At 50.1% G+C, this 20437-nt stretch carries 19 protein-coding genes; 17 read left to right on the forward strand and 2 right to left on the reverse strand.

What is annotated here, in order from left to right:
- The first annotated feature begins 71 nt into the window (after window positions 1-71).
- The 17 genes from tmk to BUB16_RS00760 all read left to right on the forward strand — a co-directional run bounded on the left by tmk (window position 72) and on the right by BUB16_RS00760 (window position 16898).
- Window positions 72-686: a dTMP kinase gene (tmk, locus tag BUB16_RS00675; RefSeq protein WP_073058892.1), complete on the forward strand. Its 615-nt coding sequence runs from the start codon at window positions 72-74 to the stop codon at window positions 684-686.
- 260 nt (window positions 687-946) lie between these two features.
- Window positions 947-1453 (forward strand): SRPBCC family protein, encoded by a 507-nt coding sequence (locus BUB16_RS00680; RefSeq protein WP_073058893.1) that lies wholly within the window; start codon window positions 947-949, stop codon window positions 1451-1453.
- A gap of 76 nt (window positions 1454-1529) precedes the next feature.
- The gene (gene aroE, locus BUB16_RS00685; RefSeq protein WP_073058894.1) at window positions 1530-2396 is read left to right on the forward strand and encodes a shikimate dehydrogenase; all 867 of its coding nucleotides are present in this window, start codon (window positions 1530-1532) and stop codon (window positions 2394-2396) included.
- Window positions 2377-3141: a peptidoglycan editing factor PgeF gene (pgeF, locus tag BUB16_RS00690; protein ID WP_073058895.1), complete on the forward strand. Its 765-nt coding sequence runs from the start codon at window positions 2377-2379 to the stop codon at window positions 3139-3141. Before aroE ends, pgeF begins: the two co-directional genes overlap by 20 nt.
- Before the next feature lie 113 nt (window positions 3142-3254).
- A complete protein-coding gene (locus tag BUB16_RS00695) occupies window positions 3255-4406 on the forward strand; it encodes a 1-deoxy-D-xylulose-5-phosphate reductoisomerase (protein WP_073058896.1) in 1152 nt (383 codons plus the stop codon).
- A gap of 18 nt (window positions 4407-4424) precedes the next feature.
- On the forward strand, window positions 4425-5762 hold the full coding sequence (rseP, locus tag BUB16_RS00700; RefSeq protein ID WP_073058897.1) for an RIP metalloprotease RseP: 1338 nt from the start codon (window positions 4425-4427) through the stop codon (window positions 5760-5762).
- A gap of 5 nt (window positions 5763-5767) precedes the next feature.
- The gene (locus tag BUB16_RS00705; RefSeq protein WP_073058898.1) at window positions 5768-6418 is read left to right on the forward strand and encodes a phosphatidylserine decarboxylase family protein; all 651 of its coding nucleotides are present in this window, start codon (window positions 5768-5770) and stop codon (window positions 6416-6418) included.
- Between the two features lies 1 nt (window position 6419).
- The gene (gene pssA, locus BUB16_RS00710; RefSeq protein ID WP_073058899.1) at window positions 6420-7214 is read left to right on the forward strand and encodes a CDP-diacylglycerol--serine O-phosphatidyltransferase; all 795 of its coding nucleotides are present in this window, start codon (window positions 6420-6422) and stop codon (window positions 7212-7214) included.
- Between the two features lie 246 nt (window positions 7215-7460).
- Window positions 7461-8939, forward strand: a complete 1479-nt coding sequence (trpE, locus tag BUB16_RS00715) for an anthranilate synthase component I (RefSeq protein WP_073058900.1) — start codon at window positions 7461-7463, stop codon at window positions 8937-8939.
- A gap of 211 nt (window positions 8940-9150) precedes the next feature.
- Entirely contained in the window at window positions 9151-10140 is a 990-nt protein-coding gene (gene trpS, locus BUB16_RS00720) for a tryptophan--tRNA ligase (RefSeq protein ID WP_073059136.1), read from the forward strand.
- Between the two features lie 221 nt (window positions 10141-10361).
- On the forward strand, window positions 10362-10958 hold the full coding sequence (locus BUB16_RS00730; RefSeq protein ID WP_073058902.1) for an anthranilate synthase component II: 597 nt from the start codon (window positions 10362-10364) through the stop codon (window positions 10956-10958).
- Window positions 10959-10998: 40 nt separating this feature from the next.
- Window positions 10999-12030, forward strand: coding sequence for an anthranilate phosphoribosyltransferase (trpD, locus tag BUB16_RS00735; protein ID WP_073058903.1), 1032 nt, complete (start codon window positions 10999-11001; stop codon window positions 12028-12030).
- Between the two features lie 11 nt (window positions 12031-12041).
- Window positions 12042-12848 carry an indole-3-glycerol phosphate synthase TrpC gene (trpC, locus tag BUB16_RS00740; RefSeq protein ID WP_073058904.1) on the forward strand — a complete coding sequence of 269 codons (807 nt, stop codon included), beginning with the start codon at window positions 12042-12044 and terminating at the stop codon, window positions 12846-12848.
- Between the two features lie 7 nt (window positions 12849-12855).
- The gene (locus BUB16_RS00745) at window positions 12856-13530 is read left to right on the forward strand and encodes a phosphoribosylanthranilate isomerase (RefSeq protein WP_073058905.1); all 675 of its coding nucleotides are present in this window, start codon (window positions 12856-12858) and stop codon (window positions 13528-13530) included.
- A 45-nt stretch (window positions 13531-13575) separates the two neighbouring features.
- A complete protein-coding gene (gene trpB / locus BUB16_RS00750; protein WP_073058906.1) occupies window positions 13576-14766 on the forward strand; it encodes a tryptophan synthase subunit beta in 1191 nt (396 codons plus the stop codon).
- A gap of 170 nt (window positions 14767-14936) precedes the next feature.
- The gene (gene trpA, locus BUB16_RS00755; protein ID WP_073058907.1) at window positions 14937-15755 is read left to right on the forward strand and encodes a tryptophan synthase subunit alpha; all 819 of its coding nucleotides are present in this window, start codon (window positions 14937-14939) and stop codon (window positions 15753-15755) included.
- Between the two features lie 27 nt (window positions 15756-15782).
- Window positions 15783-16898: a DUF4837 family protein gene (locus BUB16_RS00760; RefSeq protein ID WP_073058908.1), complete on the forward strand. Its 1116-nt coding sequence runs from the start codon at window positions 15783-15785 to the stop codon at window positions 16896-16898.
- 70 nt (window positions 16899-16968) lie between these two features.
- Here the strand turns inward: BUB16_RS00760 and BUB16_RS00765 are convergent, their stop codons facing one another.
- On the reverse strand, window positions 16969-19110 hold the full coding sequence (locus BUB16_RS00765; RefSeq protein ID WP_073058909.1) for an alpha-glucuronidase family glycosyl hydrolase: 2142 nt from the start codon (window positions 19108-19110) through the stop codon (window positions 16969-16971).
- Between the two features lie 188 nt (window positions 19111-19298).
- Window positions 19299-20345, reverse strand: coding sequence for a LacI family DNA-binding transcriptional regulator (locus BUB16_RS00770; RefSeq protein ID WP_073058910.1), 1047 nt, complete (start codon window positions 20343-20345; stop codon window positions 19299-19301).
- Window positions 20346-20437: the final 92 nt, after the last annotated feature.

Here is a 20437-nt window from a genome sequence, read left to right on the forward strand (position 1 = left end):
CGGTTCGATGGGACAGAGATGATTGTTATATTCCCCCTGAAAATTGAAACCGGATTAAACCCAGGGAATACGTGTTTATAACTTTTGAAGGGATTGATGGCAGTGGAAAGTCAACGCAAATCACACATTTGAGAGATCATCTGGAGGGAAAGGGGGCTGAAGTCGAGGTCTTTCGTGATCCCGGGGGGCCCGAAGTTTCGGAAAAAGTGCGAGACATCCTGCTGAACCCGAACTATGAAGTGGATCCTGTGACGGAGCTGCTTCTTTTCTCCGCTGCGCGCTCACAGCTGGTGGCTGAAGAGGTCTTGCCCGCCCTCCAGGCGGGGTCGGTGGTTATCCTGGATCGCTTTTACGATTCTACTACCGCCTACCAGGGATATGGACGGGGCTCCCTTCCGCTGAATGAGATTGATCGTATGAATCGTATTGCCAGCCATAAGCGCAGGCCCGACCTTACCATCTATATGAAAGTGTCGCTGGAGGAAGCTAAAAAACGCATGGGCGAAAAGCACAGGGACCGTATGGAACAGTCCGGGGATACTTTTTTTCAAAAGGTCATTGCCGGGTTTGATGAGATGTCCACAACTAAAGAGCGTTTTTTTACGGTTGATGCCACGCAGTCTCCCGAAAAGGTTCAGCAACAGATCTGGAACCATGTTCAAACGCACTTTCTCCGCCGCGGTTAGTTTGAGGATTAGTGTTGGCCATTATTAACTTTTTGGAGAGGGATACGGGCTGGTTGGAGAGAGATACGGGTTGGCGTATGTTTGCGCTGTCAATTTTCTTAATGGGTTAAAAATGCCTCGAAATTAACGGCGAAATTAATTGCTGATGAGCCAAAAAATGCGTAAATTTATCGCATTGTGGGTGAGTCCTACTTTAAAACTGGATAATCTCTTTTATCGTTTCAATTAGTAACTTTAACCAATCTTGAAGTATATAAATTATGGCGCACGAAAGAATCGAAGTTGATCTGCCCTTGGCCAAAGTCTATGAATATTTAAGCGATCCTACCTATTTCCCTCACTACTTTGAACGAATTAATCGAGTTAAGAAAATAAATTCTCAAACATTTGAATTTTCAACGCTAATGGGAGGTGAAAAATTTGAATGGACAACGAATATCATTGATAACTTGCGCAATACCCGGTTTGCCTGGATTACGATTAACGGTAACCTCAATCAAACCGGAACCGTTCGCTTTACTCCACTCGATAATGGCGAACGCACCCGGGTCGATTTCAGCCTCGATTACCGGACATTTTATGGAGAGCCTGATGAAGAATTAGCTAAATTTATTCAGGGGCTTCCCGCACAAATGAAAAAAGATCTGCAGCGTTTCAAGGAAGAGGTTGAGTCGGATACCTTCAAAGAAAAAGCTGAAGCCACTCTCGAGGAGATGGAAGCTGCTGTAGAGGCAGAAGAAGAGGAAGCTGAGGAAGCTGCTGCATAAATGATTGCCATTTTTGGGCTTAAATGCGCACTTTTTCCAGGTGCGCATTTTTTTTGCCAATCCAGTGTCAAGATATATGACTCTTTCATTATTTCTGGAAAGTGATAAGGCCGGTACGCCGCATTATGCCTTATTCGGGAATCCCGTAGAGCACAGTCTCTCTCCGCTCATGCATAATACGGCCCTCGATTTTTATGGTTCGGAGGCTCGTTATTATGCCATAGAACTTCAACCTGACGAGTTGAGCCGGCTGGCCTCCTATTTTAACGAGGATGCCTTCCTCGGGGGAAATATCACCCTGCCTTACAAACAGGTAATTGCAGATTATTTGGATACGGTCGATTCTGTGGCAGAGTCGATCGGCGCGGTGAATACCATTGTAAAGAAAGGAGAAGGAGTCCGACTGCAGGGATATAATACCGATGTCCACGGCTTTTTGGCGCCTCTGGGGGACTATGTCCACCAGCTGCAACGAAATCGTGCCATTGTGTTTGGAACCGGCGGGGCTTCCCGGGCGGTTGTTACGGCACTGACTGAGCTCGGGATGGATGAACTGTACCTGGTATCCCGGAATCCGGGAAAGGTTGACTCATTCAACCATTATCCGGCCGTTTCGGTTATTTCCTATCACGAATGGACCTCCTATGCCGAGGAATCCAGGCTTATCGTTAATACCACGCCCCTCGGGATGGATCCCCGGGTGGACACGTCCCCTGTAAAGGAGTCTGACCAGGAATATTTGTCCGGCCGCATTTGTTATGATGTGGTTTATAATCCAATGAAGACAAAGTTCCTGGCCCTGGCCGAGCAGGCCGGTGCAACAACCATAGGGGGACTGGAAATGTTGATTCAACAGGGCAGCCGTTCGTTTGAATACTGGACGGGTCGTTCTTTTCCCCTTGATAACGTTCGAAAGCGGTTGTATGCGCATTTCCGGCAATGATTTTTCATATCTTACGCCCGAGGCTCTCAGCGGCACAAAAGGTATTGATGCGTGGTTTACCCTTAAAAACGGGCACTATTCCTCGCGCGGCGGTCGCATTGAAGGACTGAACTTAGGTTTTAACACTACGGATCACGATACAGCTGTAACCCAAAACAGGTCTTTGCTGCTGTCAGATCTGGATGTGGATTCCGAGTGGATAGCTTATGCCGATCAGGTGCACAGTGATAACATCCAGGTCGTCAGTGAAGGCGGTACCTATTCGTCCACGGACGGACTTATTACTACGATGCCCGGACTTACGCTGGCCATACAGGTAGCTGATTGTGCTGCGGTCCTGCTGTGGGATGCCTCCAGTTATGTCGTAGGGGCCTTTCACGCGGGCTGGCGCGGTGCTGCCGCAGGAATTCTTTCCAAAGGGGTCCGGTCGATGGTACGGGAGGGGGCCGATCCCGGCCGGATGGAGGCGTTTGTGAGCCCCTGTCTCTCACAAAAGAATTTTGAAGTGGGTACGGAGGTAGCAGAGCTTTTCCCCTCGTCGTTTGTGGATACAACCAGCTACCGGAAGCCTCATGTCGATTTGAAAGGATATCTCGCAGCACAGCTTCGGGATGCAGGGCTTATAGCATCTAATTTGGAAGTACGGGGGGAGTGCACACTTGATGAGGGCGGTGACTTTTATTCCTACCGGCGTGAGGGAGGGGATAGCGGGCGAATGATGGCGCTGATTCGTCTGAACAGATAAGTCAATAGTGCTGTGACCGGTTTCTACACAATTCCCGCATGGAAATTCCATTCTGAGTTGTACCGGTTTTTGTCTATCTTCGAGGGTCATTTGAATTTGAAGCAGTTGGATTATTGAGTTCTAAAAAAAACATTGTCATCCTTGGTTCTACGGGTTCGATCGGTGTGCAGACGCTGGAAATCATCCGGGAGCATTCCGACCGGTTTCATGTATTGGCGCTGAGCTGTAACAGCAGCTGGGGAATGCTGGCCGAGCAGGTCAATGAATTTCGCCCCGAATATGCATTAATGGCAGAGGAAGATGGTTTTTCTTCCCTGAAAAAACGTATCCGTCATTCTGATACGACCTTGCTGGCGGGACCGGATGAACTGCTCCGCCTTGCCGCCCTGAAAGAAGCGGATATTATTTTGAACAGCCTGGTGGGCTATGCCGGTTTTGAGCCTACGATAGAAGCCCTGAAATCCGGAAATAAGGTAGCGCTTGCGAACAAAGAGTCATTAGTCGTAGGGGGCGCGATTGTCCGTGATATCATCGGTGATCAGACCGATCGGCTTATCCCGGTCGATTCTGAACACAGCGCAATGCTGCAGTGTTTGATTGGTGAGCCCACAGACGAAGTGGAAAAACTTGTTATTACCGCCAGTGGGGGACCGTTTCGCACATGGTCCAAAAAACAGATGGAGCAGATTACCGTTAAGGAGGCACTGGATCATCCCAACTGGTCAATGGGATCCAAAATAACGGTCGATTCAGCTACGATGATGAACAAGGGGCTGGAGATTATTGAAGCGCACTGGATGTTTGACATTCCGCTGGAATGCATAGAAGCGGTTGTACACCCGCAAAGCATTGTCCATTCGGTCATAACCTTTAATGACGGGTCGAGCAAGGCTCAACTGGGACCCCCGACCATGAAGGTGCCTATTTTGTATGCATTGACATATCCGGATCGTATGACACTTGATGTGCCGCGTCTCAATTGGCAGCAGGCGTTTGATTTGACCTTCGAACCGGTGGATTATGACCGGTTTCCCTGTTTGGAATTGGCCCTGGAGGCGGCACGGCAGGGTGGTTTGGCCCCGGCTATCCTGAATGCAGCCAACGAGGTGGCGGTGGATCGGTTTCTAAACGAGGAAATTACGTATATTCAAATACCAGATGTTATTGAAAGCTGTTTAACCCGGCTAAATAATTCAGGAACAGTTTCGTTAGACACGTTAAAGAAAATTGATGAACAGGCCAGAAATATGGCCCGAACCATTTAAACAGCACAGACACGTTTCATGGAATGGATTTTAGGTTTATTATCGACACTTGCTATATTTGCAGCCGCGCTGCTAATCCTGGTGTTCTTTCACGAACTGGGACACTTTCTGGCAGCCAAGCTTTTCGGGATGCGCGTAGAACGTTTTTCAGTGGGATTCCCTCCCCGCATTTTCGGTATAAAAAAGGGAGAAACAGATTACTGTATCGGAGCAACCCCGCTGGGAGGATATGTAAAGATATCCGGGATGATTGATGAAAGCATGGATACCGATTATCTCGAGGAAGAGCCCAAGCCCTGGGAATTTCGCAGTAAACCGGTGTGGCAGCGTATTGTAGTGATTACTGCCGGCGTCATCTTTAATATGATTTTGGCCGTTATTATTTATGCGGGAATGGCGTATAGCACAGGCGAGACGAAAGTACAGCTGGACAGCGTCAACGGTATATACGTGAGTGAAGGTTCACTGGCCGATGAGGTCGGCTTTCAAACCGGGGACCGCTTGGTCGGGGTGAACGGGGAAGAGGTGGCGTATTTTAATGAGCTTTTTGCTCCTCAGGTCATGACTTCTTCCACCTTGAGCTATACCGTGATGCGTGATGGCCGGCAGGCGACGGTTACGGTGGCCGACAGTCTGTTAAATGATATCGGACAGGAAGGCCTTATCAATTTGTCCAATGCCATGCCCAGCAGCATTAGCAGGATACAGCCCGGAAGTCCGGCAGAGGAAGCGGGTCTGCAGGGAGGAGACATTATCACGTCTATCAACGATCGGGAGGTCAGCCATTGGTCGGAGGCGGTAGAGCTGATAAGTACGGCCGATGATTCCATCTCTTTGACCATCAATCGCGGGGGCGAAACACTCGCCTATACTATTCTGCCCGACGCGAACAATAAGTTGGGGATATATGCCCCGGAACCGGATAGTTTATTTGAAATTGATCGATTTAAATACGGGCTCTTTGAATCGGTGAACATAGGTATTGAGCGTTCTAATGCCACCCTGACCGGCATTGTACAGGGCTTTAGTAAAATGTTTTCCGGGGATATTGCGGTCAGGGAAAGCCTCGGGGGACCCGTGGCCATTGCGAATGTGACAAAAGAGGCCACCGACCGGGGAGGGTGGATTGGCTTCTGGAACATAACCGCTTTTCTGAGTATTACACTGGCCATCATGAATATCCTCCCCATTCCGGTGTTGGATGGTGGCCACCTGATGTTCTTAATCTATGAAGGCATTACCCGTCGCGAACCTTCTCCTAAAGTGCGGATGTGGCTTCAGCAAATAGGATTTTTGCTTATCATTGCGCTCTTTATTTTTGTGACCTTTAACGATATTCTCAGGCAGTTTGGATAAGGATTATGTTCGCACGCGAGGGATATTCTAACATATTCGCAACGGTACTTTTTGCGCTTCTGGTAAGCCTCGGAGCATATTACCTGAATCACTGGGTTTCCCATATTATTTATGGGGTTATGGCATTGCTGGTCCTTTTTATCCTCTATTTCTTTCGTGACCCGGATCGAGACATCACACCCGGGGAAAACCTGGTGCTGTCCCCGGCAGATGGCAATATAGTACTTGTGGAAGAAGTGGAAGAAGGGGAGTACATAAAAGAAGCGGCGATACAAATAAGTATCTTCCTCTCCCCGCTGGATGTTCATGTGAACCGCCTGCCCGTAAGCGGCCGGCTGGAATACCTGGAATATCATCCGGGCGTGTATTTGATGGCGTGGGACCACCGGGCTTCGTCGATGAATGAGCGGGCTGATTTCGGCATACGGCATAAAAGCGGCATGAAAATATTTTTTCGGCAAATAACCGGGTTTTTAGCGCGTCGTATTGTCTATCATATCCAAAAAGGAGACGAACTTACAGCCGGTGAGCGTTTTGGAATGATGAAATTTGGTTCAAGAATGGATATACTTGTCCCGGCTGACGTGGAAATAAACGTATCGAAAGGAGAAAAAGCTGTGGCCGGAAAGACAATTTTAGCTACGATAAATTCTTGAAATGAAATATCCCATACAAAAATGGAAGCGATTTCGGCGCCGCAGGAAGCGAGAGAAAGACGGTCGTCCCCGTAAACAGATCCCTCGTATCGTCGTGCCCAGCTTCTTTACCCTGATGAACCTTTTTTGTGGTTTTCTGGCTATCATCAGCATCTCGGAGGGACGATTGTTCTTCGGGGCCTGGCTTATTGTGTTTGCCGGACTTTTTGATGCGCTGGACGGGTTTATGGCCCGCCTTTCCAATGCTACCAGCCAGTTTGGTATTGAGCTTGATTCAATCAGCGATGTGGTTTCCTTTGGCGTGGCCCCGGGCTTTTTGCTGTATACCTTTGGACTGGGAGAGATGCCCTTCGTCGGGATTATTCTCAGCGCTCTGCCCCCGCTTTGCGGGGCCGTGAGACTGGCACGATACAACGTGGATGCCCAGGAGGGTCCTGCCGATTTTTTCAGGGGACTGCCAATACCGTCTCAGGCTATTATGATCGCTGCCTTCTATCTTACGTTTTATAACCGGCTGGATCTGTTTGCAGGTTTTAAATACGGTGCCAATACCGTGATCGTGCCCCTGATCATCCTGCTTTCGTTTTTGATGGTGAGCACGATACCATTTGATAAAATTCCCAGCTTTGACAGGCAGTCGATCAAAAAACATAAAGGCAAAATCGCACTGTTTGTGTTTTATGGCATTCTCATCCTGCTATTCCAGGAAATCGGACTTATGATGGTTTTCTCTGCTTTTATACTGAAGGGGATCATTATCGGGGGCATCCTGTTTTTCAGGGAGGCGTACGGGTGAGGAATAAAGTTTTTTTTTCCGGGAGGTTATTCTTTTTTGCTTTTAGCGGATGCGGACATTATATTCAGATCGTAATGGAAAAAACAACTCATAATAACAGCAATTGGTGGTGGCCTGTAGCGAAAAACATACAGGCAGTGGCAGGATTATGAGTTAGATTATTAAAAAGCTTTTTGAGAACCCACTGCAGGTAAACTGGAGTGGGTTTTTTATTTGGATATTATTTTGGTTTAGAGGAAAGCAGATATGCAACTTGATGAGTTTAAACAGTTAGCGAAGAATTTCACGGCTGTCCCCGTATACCGCACGCTTATGGCGGATATATTGACCCCGGTATCGTTGTTTCTGAAGCTGAGGGAACAGAGCCGGTATCCCTTTTTGCTGGAGTCAGTGGAAGGAGGAGAACAGCTTGCCCGCTATTCTTTTTTAGGGCGCAATCCATACCAGGTGTTAAAATATGAGGAGCAGGAGGTTTCCCTTCGGAAGGGCAGTGAAGTCACGATCCTTGACCAGTCTTATTTTGAAGCCCTGAAAGAGTTGACGACGCAGCACAGCGAGCCCAAACTTCCGAACCTGCCGAGGCTGACAGGAGGTGCCGTGGGCTTTTCCTCTTATGATACCGTGCGGGAAGTGGAAGAGCTGCCACGGGCGCCTGAAGCCGATGTGGAGATACCGGAGGCGATCTGGGCCTTTTATGATGAGGTTTTTGCGTTCGATCATGTCAAGCAGCAGGTTATTATCGTAAAAACGGTGTTTGTCGACAAGGAAGCAGAAAGCGACGATAAATACCACCGCGCTCAGCAACGACTCGATGAGCTGGAAACCCTTGTTCTCCAGCCCAATCCGGTAACGGATTACTCTTTTTCAATAGATCCGGGGAGTCTGACGAGCAATATCGAGCAATCGGCCTTTGAGTCAATGGTCCGGCAGGCCAAGGACTATATCTATGAGGGTGATATTTTCCAGGTGGTTCTTTCCCAGCGCTTTGAATGCGACTTTGAGGGTGATCGGTTTATGTTGTACCGGGCCCTGCGGATGGTTAACCCCTCTCCCTATCTTTTTTTCCTGGATTTCGAGGATTTCGCTCTCGTAGGATCCTCCCCGGAAGTATTGGTGCGCGTACAGGATAGCACGGCCCAGCTGCTGCCCATTGCGGGAACACGTCCCCGCGGGGACACAGAAGAAGCGGACCGGGCCCTGGAAGAGGAGCTGAAAAACGATCCCAAGGAGATCGCCGAACACGTAATGCTGGTTGACCTGGGACGCAATGACTTGTCCCGTGTATGTCGGCCGGGTACGGTTAAGCCCGTGCGGGAGCAGGTCATTGAGCGGTACTCTCACGTCATGCATATCGTTTCAGATGTAAAAGGACAGCTGGCCGAAGATCAGACATCCGTTGATGCGCTCATGCAGTGCTTCCCGGCCGGCACCGTGAGCGGGGCTCCCAAGATCCGGGCGATGGAAATTATCGATGAGCTGGAACCCACCCGTCGGGGTCCCTATGCCGGCGCGGTGGGATATTTTGATTTTTCGGGAAATATGGATACCTGTATTGTTATCCGAACCATGTTGGTAACGGATTCCAGGGTCTATATTCAGGCCGGAGCGGGGATCGTAGCTGACAGCGATCCGGAGAAAGAATATCTTGAGACAAAGGATAAGGCCGGCGCGCTGGTTGAGGCTCTTAGTGTGGCCCTGACGATCAGGGCCTCTGGCAACACCTGATTTAGAACCGGGAATATTTTCAAAGGAAGAAAAATAGAGTGTTTTGAAAGAACAGGAATTTTGATCAATATCAAAACCAAAACGAGTTCAAAACCGCAACATACAGATTATATGTAAAGATGTTGAATTCGTTCAAATGCAGAAATTGGCCAAAAGGACGGTTTTGCAAAGCTCTCTGAATTATAATGTTAATCCTTGCACTTATTTATCGATGAAAACTATTTTATCCGGCATTCAGTCGTCCGGCAAACTACACCTTGGGAACTACTTCGGGGCCCTGCGCCAGCATATACAGATGCAGGAAAAAGGAGATGCCTTTTATTTTATTGCCAATTATCATTCCATGACCTCTATTGACGATGGAGAAGAGATCTATCAGAATACCATTGATATTGCCCTCGATTACCTGGCATTGGGACTTGATCCCGACAAGTGCACCTTTTTTGCCCAAAGTGATGTACCGCAGGTTACCGAACTGGCGTGGATGCTAAGCACGTTCTGTCCCGTCAGCATGATGGAAAAAGCGGTGGCCTATAAAGATAAAGTGGCCCAGGGCGTGACGCCCAATATCGGGCTCTTTACCTACCCAATTCTACAGGCCGCGGATATCCTTATCTATAACTCGGATGTGGTGCCCGTGGGACAGGATCAGAAGCAAAATATAGAAATTTGCCGTGATCTGGCCGGCAGGTTTAATCACAATTACGGGGATGAGTTTTTGAAGCTGCCGGAAGAATATATTGTCAAATCGGTGGCCGTAGTGCCCGGCATAGATGGGCGAAAGATGAGCAAGTCGTACGGCAATACCATCGGCATTTTTGATGAAGGTAAAACACTCAGAAAGAAAGTGATGTCCATTGAAACGGATTCCACCCCGCTGGATGAACCCAAGGATCCGGAGCGTTGTAACGTCTTTGCCCTGATCAAACTGTTTGCCGGGGAAAGCAAGCAGCAGCAGATCGCCGATAAGTACCGGGCGGGCGGTTACGGCTACGGGCACGCCAAAAATGAATTGCTGGATATGATAGAGGTATATTTTGCTGAAGCGCGTGCGAAACGAAAGGAACTGGCACAGGATATAGACACCGTCCGGGATATTTTATCAGAGGGCGGGAAAAAAGCCCGGGCCCGGGCTGAATCCGTGATGGAACCCATCCGGGAGGTAGCCGGTGTGTTTAAGAGTTATGAATTTAATGAATGAAGATGAATCAACCGGTGATATTAAAAAAAATCGATATTCTGATGTTTACTCATTACCTGCCGCTCTGTCCCGCTTCCCTGCCGAGAGGGGACGAAAAAGGAAGCATCCAGGTTGTATTGTATGCTTTAAAGATCTTGAAGCAGAGTGCCATCATAACTGAGATAAGAAGTAATTTTGATGGGGTCTCCGGAATAAAACATTACTTGCCAAGCTGAAAGACTATGATCTTAATCATCGATAATTACGATTCATTTACCTATAACCTGGTGGATATCCTTGCCCGGCATACCGGCCAGTACAAGGTGATCAGAAATGATGCGCTTACGCTGGAAGAGGTACAAGCGCTAAACCCGGATAAGATACTCATTTCCCCCGGACCCGGACGTCCGGCCGATGCAGGGTTAACGGAGCCGATCATCAGGGAATTGGGTCCCCACACCCCTATTTTGGGCGTTTGCCTGGGACTTCAGGCCATCGGTGAGGTATACGGAGGAAAAGTTATCCACGCTCCTAAACTGATGCACGGCAAGACCTCGACCATACGACATGACGGTCGTTCTGTCTTCCGGAATATCCCCAATCACTTTACGGCCACCCGCTACCACTCATTGATTCTCGACCCGGAGCAGATTCCGGATGAATTGGAGGTGACGGCCCACAGCGATGATGATGTTATTATGGGTATTCGGCACAGAACCTATCCCGTGGAAGGAATACAGTTCCACCCGGAAAGCATACTGACCGTTGAGGGACCGGATATCATTAAAAATTGGCTGGAGCTGGCGATGGATCAACAGTCAAAGACAGGTATAAAATAAGTAGTGAAAATATCTATAATACGCTAATATACAGTAACTTATGGAATTTATTGAAGTATTAAATAAGCTGGTGAACCATGGTGATTTATCTCTTGATGAGGCTCGCCGCGCCCTCGAATTAATTATCTCCGGGGAGGTGGAGGATGAACGTATTGCGGCCTTTCTGACAGCGATGCGGATGAAAGGAGAGACGATAGAGGAGCTTACGGCTTTTGTCGAAGTCATGCGTGAGGCTGCCATCAAACCACAGGTTGAGACGGAAGGAGCCGTGGATTTGTGCGGGACCGGCGGTGATAGTTCCGGGACCTTTAATATTTCGACCGCTGCCATGTTTGTTGTTGCCGGGGCGGGGGTTCCGGTGCTGAAACACGGGAACAGAAGCGTATCGAGTAAAAGCGGCAGTGCGGATGTTCTGGAGGCCCTGGGTGGGGTTATCGATCTTAATAAGGAGCAGGTGGAACAGGTTTTTGAGCAGACCGGCATGGTCTTTATGTTTGCTCCCAATTTCCACCCGGCGATGAAGCATGTGATGAAGGCCCGCCGCACGGTGGGCATTCGCACCTTTTTTAATATCCTGGGTCCGCTGTTAAATCCGGCATCCGTAAAACGTCAGGTCATCGGTGCCTACAGTAAAGAGATTGCGCGAAAAATCGCCCGGATTCTGGCCAACCTGGATACGGAGTTTGCGTATACCCTGAATGCACACGACGGATTGGATGAGGTGAGTCTGAGTGCTCAAACCGAAATTTTTGAACTGACCAATCAAATGATGAAAGAGTCGACCACTTTTGATCCCCGTTCGCTTGAATTTCAATGGGCGGATCTTGAAAAACTGCAGGGAGGGGACGCCGATTTTAATGCGGATATTATCCGTTCCGTTTTAGCTGGCAAAGCAAAGGAACCACAGAAAAATATTACGCTTTTGAATGCTGCTTTTGGTATTCATGCCTCCGGAAAAACTAAGCATCTCACTGAAGCCAAAGAACTTGCAAAGGAGAGCTTGAAATCAGGTAAAGCACTTAAGGCCCTTGACCGTTTTGTGGAAGCAACGAACGAGGCCGCAGAAAATTAATACGAAAGACGATGGCAACCATACTTGACGAAATCGTAGAGCAGACGGCCCGGGATTTACAAAAACGGAAACAGAAAGTTACCTTTAAGGATCTTGAATCACATGAACGCTACGAGCAGCCGGCACGAAACTTTAAAAAAGCCCTGGCAGACGCTCCCGACGTAGCGATCATTGCTGAAATTAAGAAAGCTTCTCCTTCCAAGGGTCTCATACGCAAGGACTTTGATCCCCGTAAAATTGCCGGACAATACCAGGAGGGGGGAGCCTCGGCCATTTCTGTACTGACCGACCAGCCGGCTTTCAAGGGACGGTTGGAATATCTGGAAATTGCTTCTAAAGAAGTTTCTATCCCATTGTTGCGCAAGGATTTTATTATTGATCCCTACCAAATAAAGGAAGCAAAGGCCTATGGAGCTGATGCCGTGTTGTTAATTGTGGCGATAACCGAGGGACAACAGCTCGAAGAGCTGCTTCATGCTGCGGAGGAGTTTGGGATCCAGGCGCTGGTCGAATGCTATTCGGAGAACGATGTTGAGAATGTTATGTTTGATCAGGTTGACATTCTGGGCGTCAATAACCGTGACCTGCGGACGTTTGAAGTAGATTTGCACCGTGGGGTTGCCCTGTTACAACGCGCTCCTGAAGAAACAGTACTGGTCTCCGAAAGCGGATTACGCAGGGCGGAGGATTTATATTATTTATATGAGAAAAAAATTCACGCGGCCCTGATCGGAGAACATTTTATGCGCCAGCCCGATCCCGGCCGGGCGTTACGCAACATGAAGAAAGAGCTCCGGGAACAAATCGAAAACGTATAGTGAACCGATGTTTGCAGATCCTGAAGAACGATCAAAAGTAAAAATATGTGGCATTACCAGCCTGGAGGATGCCCGCTTTGTCTCGGGCGCGCTGGCCGATTATCTGGGGTTTATCTTTTATGAAGGCAGTCCGCGTCATATTACACCGGCCAAAGCGGGGGCGATTATCAAATGGGTAGAGGGACCGAAATGTGTGGGAGTCTTTGTAAATCAGCCGCTGGATGATGTCAATATGATTGCCCGGCAAACAGGGATCGACTATGTGCAGCTGCATGGCAGGGAAAACCCGGATTACTGTCACCTGGTGGATAAGCCGGTCATCAAGGCGATCCATATCCGTGAAAATGACCGTCAGGGGGATATTGAATCGCGTATCGGGCCGTACCTTGACCGGGTGGATTTTCTGCTGTTCGATACCAAGATCGAAGGGCAGTGGGGCGGGACGGGAGAAGTATTTGACTGGAGCCTGCTCGACAGGGTCACGCAACAGGTGCCTTTTTTCCTGTCCGGGGGACTCCATCCGGGGAATGTCCGGCAGGCGTGCAAACGGGTACATCCCTACGGGGTTGATCTTGCCAGCGGTGTGGAGAGCGAGCCGGGTATCAAGGATTTTGATAAGGTTGAAACCTTTATGGATGAGATGCGAGCCATTTGGGAACAGCAGGAGATGGGCGACTTGTAAGGCGATAAACCGGTAACTGGAAACCAAAAAGGAAGGTTTTAAAGCATGACATACAATTTACCAACAAAGAAAGGGTATTTCGGGAGTTTCGGCGGGAAATTTGTCCCTGAAATTTTAATCCCGGTACTGGAGGAGCTGGAAAAGGCCTATGATTCGGCCTGGAAGGATGAAGCGTTTCGAAATGATTATCTTGATCTGTTAGACGATTACGTGGGACGTCCCACCAAGCTAACCCATGCCAACCGGTTGAGCGAGTATTACGGAAAAGCTAAAATCTATCTGAAACGGGAAGATCTCTGTCACACCGGAGCCCACAAAATCAACAATGCGATCGGTCAGATATTGCTGGCCCGGCGAATGGGCAAGCAGCGTATCATCGCAGAGACCGGAGCGGGACAACATGGCGTGGCTACGGCCACAGCCTGTGCCAAGTTCGGTGTGGACTGCATCGTGTATATGGGCACCGAGGATATGGAGCGGCAGAAATTGAATGTAGAGCGCATGCAGCTGCTGGGCGCGGAAGTACGTCCGGTGGAAAGTGGTTCCAAAACGCTGAAAGATGCCACCAACGAGGCGATAAGAGATTGGGTTACGAATGTAGAAGATACGTTTTATATCATCGGATCGGCCGTGGGTCCGCATCCCTATCCCATGATGGTGCGCAATTTTCAGCGTATTATCGGCGATGAGACCCGGAGACAACTTATGGAAGCTGAAGGGGAGGGAACGCTGCCTGATTACCTGTTGGCCTGTGTGGGCGGGGGATCCAACGCAATCGGCATTTTCTATCCCTTTATCGACGATGAATCCGTACGAATGTATGGGCTCGAGGCGGCCGGGCTGGGAGCCGATACCGACCAGACTGCGGCTACACTGACCATCGGCCGGCCGGGGGTGCTGCATGGGTCGCTAAGCTACCTGCTGCATAACAAGGAGGGCCAGATCCAGCTGGCTCATTCCATTAGTGCGGGACTCGATTACCCGGGTATAGGACCGGAGCACGCTTATTTACAGGATTCCGCCCGCGTAACCTACGCTCCCATTACCGATGAACAGGCCATGGAGGGGGTCAAACTGCTCTCTGAACTGGAAGGAATCATACCGGCCCTTGAAACCGCTCACGCCATTGCTTATCTGGAAGAGCTGATGCCCCGGACCAGAGAAGGGGAAATAGTCGTGCTCAATTGCTCCGGACGCGGGGATAAGGATATGGGCACGATTTCTGAGTATATATAAGTAAGTGTACCTGTAAAACGGTTTTCAAGGGGTGATTTGATCCGGGAGATGCCGGTGCGACGGGGGGGGGACCTCTGCATTCCTGTCATCCAGGCTGATTACTTGAAATTGTTCACTTGTTAAAAATACCATCCCGGATTTGGATGGTATCCAAAAAAAATGTCAAATAAATGGTTAAAAAGAATACACAGCAAAATCGTATAAACCGGCTTTTTAAACAGCATGCGGATTCACCAGAAAAAATAATGAGCCTCTTCCTGACGGCCGGTTATCCCGACCCGGAATCTACCGTTGACCTTATCCTGGGGTTTGAAGAGCACGGGACCGACCTGGTCGAGCTGGGGATGCCTTTCAGTGATCCGCTGGCTGACGGACCTACGATCCAGTATTCCAGCAATGTGGCCATCGAGCAGGGGATCACCATGTCCAAAATATTCACTATGGTACGACAGGTGCGGGAGCGGTCCGACATTCCCATCATTTTAATGGGATATATCAATCCCGTGTTGCGGTTCGGAATCGATGCCTTTTGTGAGGAAGCGGCCGCTGCGGGAGTCGACGGCCTTATTATCCCGGATATTCCCCTTGAGGAGTCGGGGATCATGGCTGACAAGGCAGCGGAACAGGGCCTTCCCCTGGTTTACCTGGTAGCTCCCAATACCCCGGATGAGCGCATGCGTAAAATTGATGCGCTTTCAGAGGGTTTTGTATATTGTGTGTCCGTAACCGGGGTAACCGGCGCCCGCGAGGGAGAGGAAGTGGCCCAATCGGTACAGCGGTTTATTGACCGGGTCAAGCAGAATGTAACCCGTAATCCAAAAATGGTCGGTTTCGGTATCAAATCGCATGAAGATGCCCGGCGAATTGCGGCAGATATGGATGGTTTTATCGTCGGCAGCGCACTTATCGATACCATCAGAGAGTCGTATCCCCGGGAGGGATGGAAGGATGAGGTATTTGCTTTTGTTCATTCGTTAAAGTATGGTTAGTCTTAAATTCAAACAGATCGAACAGCTATGAAAGTATTGTTAAAAATAACGGTTTTGCTCATTATTACAGCCGCCTGGATGGGTTGTGAAGGTGATTACCGGCAGGAGGCGAGAGGGAGTTACGGCGAAGTCGTGGTCGTTATGGATTCCACCCGGTGGGAGAGTCAAACTGCTCAGGCGATCCGCCAGACCTACGGCCGGCATATCCTGACCCTTCCCTCCGGACAATCCCTGTACGACCTGCGGTTCCGGGATTTCAACAATGACGACCAGCTGGCCCAGCTCAAGCGAAACAAAAACCTGATTATAGCCGCGCCCATCGACGATTCCACCAACACGGCGCGGTGGATCCGGGCCCTGCTGAGCGACGAGGTGGAGGCGCAGGTGCGCAATGGCAAATCGTTTGCCTTTCCGATGCAGAACCAGTGGTACAAGAATCAGTGGACGATGATCCTGTCAGCCCCCGGCGATTCGGCCCTGGCCGAGCAGATCCGTAACTCCGAACAGACGCTGACGGGTAACCTGCTCCGCCGGGAGTTCGCGCGCTGGAAGGAGGAGATCTACGGGCAGGGCGAGCAGGTGGCCCTGTCCGACAGCCTGTGGTCCGGCCACGGCTGGAAGATCCGCATCCAGCACGACTGGCAGCTGAACATTGATACCACCTACAGCGAGGGCGGGGAGCGGCAGCACTTTCTGACCATGCGCCGGCCGCTGCCCGAAAACGACCGCTGGTTTTGGGCCTGGTGGAAAAATGACGTGGAGGATATTTCGTATCTCGATGACGAGTGGATCAATGCCAAACGTGATTCGCTGACCCGGCAGTGGATCCGGGGGACCCGCGACAGCTCCTATGTGACCACCGAATACGGGCGGCCCGTGGAGACCGAATCGTTCCGGATGAACGGCTACCTGGCCTATGAGACGCTGGGGACCTGGCGGATGACACATGATGCGATGGGGGGACCGTTTGCGAACCTGACGGTCTACGACGAGCAGAACGACCGGCTGTTTTTGCTGGAGTTCGGGCAGTTCGCCCCCAAGTACAACAAGCGGCGGTTCGTGCGGCAGTTCCGGACCATGCTGCGCACCTTTACCGCCGATTCAACCTGGCAGAGCGGTTCAGGTGACGGGGGACAACATTGAGTCGGAGAAGTCCGGGCTGCCTATAAAGCAGGTACTGCGTTGCATATTAAAGATTGAGAATTGGCGGGGATTACAGTCCGGGCACGTACTTATTAAGGGGATCCTGGTAATATTCCAGCGGATGGTCGGGTTCGGGATAGGCGTCGGGGATCGGTCGTCCCGAAAATTGCTGAAAATACAGCACGCAGGCATCCCGCCAGAAGGCGGCTTCCTTTTCCTGTATCTCCAGAAGTCTGGCTACATGCGTGTATCGCTGCTCATCAATATAGCCCTCCACGGATTCCCAGGTGTCTTGCATCCGGCGGATCGAATCAACGCCGCTGTAGTAATGGTGAACGAGTCCTTCCCAGAGCGTACGGCCGGAATCCAGCTCGTAATCCCACTCCACATGATGAAACCACAGTAAATACTTTTCCGGAACCTTTTCTATGTCGTTAAATTGCTGTTTAACCGGCGGGTGATACTGACTGACCGCATTACTGCCGCTGGTACTGCGGTCAAATCCGATGCCCGAGGAGTCGGCGCGGTGATAATATACCGATGTCCAGTCAGCACGCCCCTCATCGACCCAGGGACCGGGACCGTAATGGCTCCCGTATCCCATAATGTGATGGAGTCCCAGCGGGGTACGGTAGTCGACCGCAATCTCTCGTGAGGCGAGCATCATCTCCTTTACCGGCTCGATGAACGCTTCTTTGTTGCTGAATGTCATGGAAATCCACTCTTCGGCAATACGTTCGGAGCCAAGTTCCGGATTCCAGGCCAGGCGTCCGTATGCGTACCAGTTGGCCTGGGCGAAAGGGTGTCCCGTCCAGTTCCGGTCCGTGCCGATATTAGCCACCCCGGCCATCCCTGTCAGCTGCTTGTCGTCCAGGCTTCCGTCGATCACCTTGCGGACATAGGACCCCTCGCCTTTGGCATAGGTATCGGCATCGAGGACTTCTTCGTAGAGAGGCGCCTGGTATGTAAGATGAGTGGCGAATCCAAGATACTCCTGGGTAATCTGGAATTCCATCATGAGGGGGGTCTCCGGCATGGCCCCAAAAAGAGGATGGAAAGGCTCGCGTGGCTGGAAGTCGAGCGGTCCATTTTTAACTTGCACCAACACGTTGTCCCGAAACTCACCGTCCAGCGGAGTAAACTCGTTGTAGGCCTGTTTTACGCGGTCCTCGGGCTCTTCGTTGGAATAGACAAACGCCCGCCACATGACGACGCCTCCGTGCGGGGACAGGGCCTTTGCAAGCATATTGGCCCCTTCGGCATGACTCCGGTTATAGTCCTGCGGCCCGGGCTGTCCCTCTGAATTCGCTTTCACCAGAAAACCGCCAAAATCCGGAATACGGCTGTAGATTTCATTCGCCTTCTTTTCCCACCACCGCCGCACTTCCGGATCTCGGGGATCCGCTGTCGATAAATTTCCTATTTCGATTGGCGCACTGAACCGGGCGCTCAGGTATACTTTGATGCCATAGGGGCGAAAAACATCGGCCAGTGCTTTCACTTTTTCGAGGTACCCTTCGGTAAGAATGAGAGCGTCTGAATTTACATTATTGAGTACCGTCCCGTTGATGCCCACAGAAGCGTTGGCGCGTGCATAATCGGTATACAGCGGATCCTTATAATCCGGCAGCTGTTCCCATTGCCAGATAGCACCGCCGGCATAGCCGCGTTCGGCGGTCCCATCAAGGTTGAACCAGTGATTTAGTACTCTCAGCTGAATCTGAGGGGCGCTTTTGATGTCAAGATCCTGGAGAGATTGCTGTGATTGAAGCAACCTCAGAAAATGAAATGTGCCATACAGAAGACCAATATCACGGCTTGCCGCTATGGCGATATTATTCTGCCTGTCCCTCGTTATCAGATACCCATCCTCTCCAAGAGAACGGAGCTCACCCTGAAGCTCCATCGATCGGATATGCGGTGAGCTTTCGGGCGTCCCTGCGATAAGGGTGGGCCCGTTGCCGGGCTCATCAGAAAAAGTGATTTTTTGAGCAAGTAGTCCGGAGATCCCGCGCTGTAATTCTTCTTTAGCCTTTTCGATTCGGGCAGAACTGCCGGCATAGTGTATTTGGCGAAGTTGGTGGAGGTAGTCTTGTCTGAGATCTTCATCCTGTATTTTATCGTACCGCAGCCATAACCGGTATCCGTCATCTGCCGAAGCATCGGGAATGAGATCAAAAAACAGAACAGGGAGGAGGATGAGGAATAACATACATGTTTTGAAGTTAGCGACATTCATAACGGTAAAACACCTTTATTCAGGAGCCTTTGCAAAAACCGTTCTTTTGCCCAATGTCGGCATTATGGGTCGGTTGGAATTCTCAGATTAGGGCGATTTGCTGCGAGGTTAACCTCCCTGGGGCCTTGACCTTGAACAAAGTTCCCGGTTTTTCAAAAGCTTCATTTAGTTTGTTTGCTTCGTTGTGAAGACGCCCGGATAATAAGCTCTGAGTTCAGCACAATGGTATTGGTGATTGAAATATGATCATCTCCTTCGAGGTGATTAATCAGATTTTGGGCAACGACCTCGCCTACTCGTTGTCCGTCATAATCGACGGTGGTAATTTTGGGTTTTACGAATCTGGAAATCGGGTCGTTGTTGAACCCTGCGATGGCTATATCCCGGGGTACCCGGATACCGTTTTCCTGCAAGTGAGTCATGCAGCTCACCGCACAAACATCATTGGAGACAAACACAGCATCGGGACGCGGGTCCATCTGCAGTATCTTTTCGGCGGCCTCCTGTCCATCCCGTTCCTGCAGATCATTAATAAAAACCAGGTCCTCGGAGAACGAGAGCTCATGGTCCAACAGCGCCTGCCTGTACCCGTTCAGGCGGCCGGAATAAACATTTCGCGAGGTATTACCGGTAATATGTACAATCCGGCTGCATCCCTGGTCAATCAGGTGACTTACGGAATCGTAGGCCGCCTGGTAGTTATCGATTACAACATTGGTCGAATTCGTCAATTCCGCCACACGGTCAAAAAAAATGAGGGGGGTACCCTGCTCAATAACGGTATCGAAATGGGTCATATCCTCGGTATTATACGCAAGGGAAACGATCAGACCGTCCACTCGTTGCTCAAGCATCATTTCAACACTGCCGGCCTCATCGCTGGCGGTCTCGTGCGACTGGCTGATAATAATCTTGTAATGGTTTTTATTGGCTACTCTTTCCATACCTGAGATAGCCGAGGACATAAAATGGCTGTTGAGGCGGGGGACAATAACACCGATGATGTTGGTTTTTTGACGCCTCAGGTTTTGGGCGAAGATATTTGACCGGTATCCCATTTTTTCGGCCTGATTCCGGACCTTCCGAATTGTTTTTTTACTGATAGAGGGGTGTTCTTTCAGGCTTCGGCTTACGGTGGAGGGGGAGACTTCCAGTGCTTCGGCAATATCGTAAATTGTGACGTCCGGTTTTTTAGATTGATTGGCCATTTATAATGGTAGAATAATTAATTAATGCTAAATGGGAGAAAATAAACAATACCGTCGCGCAGGACAATGTTCCTTAGCGGGAAAACTCTTGG

It is taken from the genome of Fodinibius roseus (assembly GCF_900129315.1).
Taxonomy (GTDB): domain Bacteria; phylum Bacteroidota; class Rhodothermia; order Balneolales; family Balneolaceae; genus Fodinibius; species Fodinibius roseus.